Here is a 1,450-nt window from a genome sequence, read left to right on the forward strand (position 1 = left end):
GACTATCAGGTTGATAGGCTAGAGGTGTAAGAAGAGTGATCTTTTCAGCTGACTAGTACTAATAGACCCATTGACTTTGAGTTTTTTAAATACCAACGTTTATCTAGTTTTGAAAGATCCTTGGTGCATAAAACTAAGGGGCAACACCTGTTCCCATCCCGAACACAGCAGTTAAGTCCTTAGTACTGACAATAGTTCTTTATTGAGCGAAGATAGGGAGTGCCAAGGTTTGCTTTATAAAAAAGAATAAAAAAGAGGATTAGCTCAGTTGGGAGAGCGTCTGCCTTACAAGCAGAATGTCGGGGGTTCAAGTCCCTCATCCTCTACCAAACAATTACTATCTTTTTTATTCTTTTTTTATAGAAAAACAATAATTTTATTGCCAAAATAGCTCAATAGGTAGAGCAACTGATTTGTAATCAGTAGGTTACGGGTTCGATTCCTGTTTTTGGCACCACTTTATTGTCCCGTTAGCTCAGCTGGTAGAGCACTTGACTTTTAATCAAGGTGTCGAAGGTTCGACTCCTTCACGGGATACCACTTTTTATTAACCTTTACTTTTCTTTTTTATTTTTATACAAAAAAATGTTTATATATATTGCCTGGATGGTGGAATCGGTAGACACGTGGGACTTAAAATCCCATAGTTTATAGCTGTGTCGGTTCAAGTCCGACTCCAGGTACCATTTTGTTTGGGGCTTTAGCTCAGCTGGAAGAGCATCTGTCTTGCACACAGAAGGTCAGCGGTTCGATCCCGCTAAGCTCCACCATAAAAACATTAACATTAATATATTAATCTTAAAATGATGGCGGTGTAGCTCAGCTGGCTAGAGTGTACGGTTCATACCCGTGAGGTCGAGGGTTCGAATCCCTCTGCCGCTACCATGGACCTGTAGCTCAGCTGGTCAGAGCTACCGGCTCATAACCGGTTGGTCGTAGGTTCGAATCCTACCGGGTCCACCATTTTTTGGAGGAATACCCAAGTCCGGTTGAAGGGGTCAGTCTTGAAAACTGAGAGGTCCGAAAGGACGCGGGGGTTCGAATCCCTCTTCCTCCGCCATCAATTAAATATTATACCGCGGGGTAGAGCAGTTTGGTAGCTCGTCGGGCTCATAATCCGAAGGTCGTAGGTTCGAATCCTATCCCCGCAACCAAAATTGGTCCGGTGGTGTAGTGGTTAACATGCTTGCCTGTCACGCAGGAGATCGCGGGTTCAAGTCCCGTCCGGACCGCCATAGGCTCTGTAGCTCAGTCGGTAGAGCAGTGGCCTGAAGAGCCTCGTGTCGACAGTTCGATTCTGTCCGGAGCCACCATATTATTTTCTGATTTTATTTTTTTAACTATATCTTTCTTAAGCCAAATAAACAAATGAGTAGCCCCAAAAAGGCTACTTTTATCTTTTTATATCGACTTTTATTAAATTATTTATAACTATTAGAATATAAAAAAC

At 42.6% G+C, this 1,450-nt stretch carries 11 tRNA genes and 2 rRNA genes; all 13 read left to right on the forward strand.

Annotated elements, in window-relative coordinates:
• A 23S ribosomal RNA gene (locus BBA70_RS01370) occupies positions 1-83 on the forward strand; the annotation flags it as partial.
• Between the two features lie 36 nt (positions 84-119).
• Positions 120-228 (forward strand): 5S ribosomal RNA (rrf, locus tag BBA70_RS01375).
• Positions 229-253: 25 nt separating this feature from the next.
• Positions 254-329 (forward strand) — tRNA-Val (locus BBA70_RS01380).
• Between the two features lie 52 nt (positions 330-381).
• A tRNA-Thr gene (locus BBA70_RS01385) sits at positions 382-457 on the forward strand.
• A 7-nt stretch (positions 458-464) separates the two neighbouring features.
• A tRNA-Lys gene (locus BBA70_RS01390) sits at positions 465-540 on the forward strand.
• 60 nt (positions 541-600) lie between these two features.
• A tRNA-Leu gene (locus BBA70_RS01395) sits at positions 601-686 on the forward strand.
• Between the two features lie 8 nt (positions 687-694).
• Positions 695-770 (forward strand) — tRNA-Ala (locus tag BBA70_RS01400).
• A gap of 38 nt (positions 771-808) precedes the next feature.
• Positions 809-885 (forward strand) — tRNA-Met (locus tag BBA70_RS01405).
• A gap of 1 nt (position 886) precedes the next feature.
• A tRNA-Ile gene (locus BBA70_RS01410) sits at positions 887-963 on the forward strand.
• Between the two features lie 6 nt (positions 964-969).
• Positions 970-1,060, forward strand: a tRNA-Ser gene (locus BBA70_RS01415).
• 17 nt (positions 1,061-1,077) lie between these two features.
• Positions 1,078-1,154: transfer RNA gene (locus tag BBA70_RS01420), tRNA-Met, on the forward strand.
• Between the two features lie 5 nt (positions 1,155-1,159).
• Positions 1,160-1,235: transfer RNA gene (locus tag BBA70_RS01425), tRNA-Asp, on the forward strand.
• Between the two features lie 2 nt (positions 1,236-1,237).
• Positions 1,238-1,313 (forward strand) — tRNA-Phe (locus tag BBA70_RS01430).
• The last annotated feature ends 137 nt before the right edge of the window (positions 1,314-1,450 follow it).

Origin of the sequence: New Jersey aster yellows phytoplasma (assembly GCF_002554195.1) — a bacterium.
Taxonomy (GTDB): Bacteria; Bacillota_I; Bacilli_A; order Acholeplasmatales; family Acholeplasmataceae; genus Phytoplasma.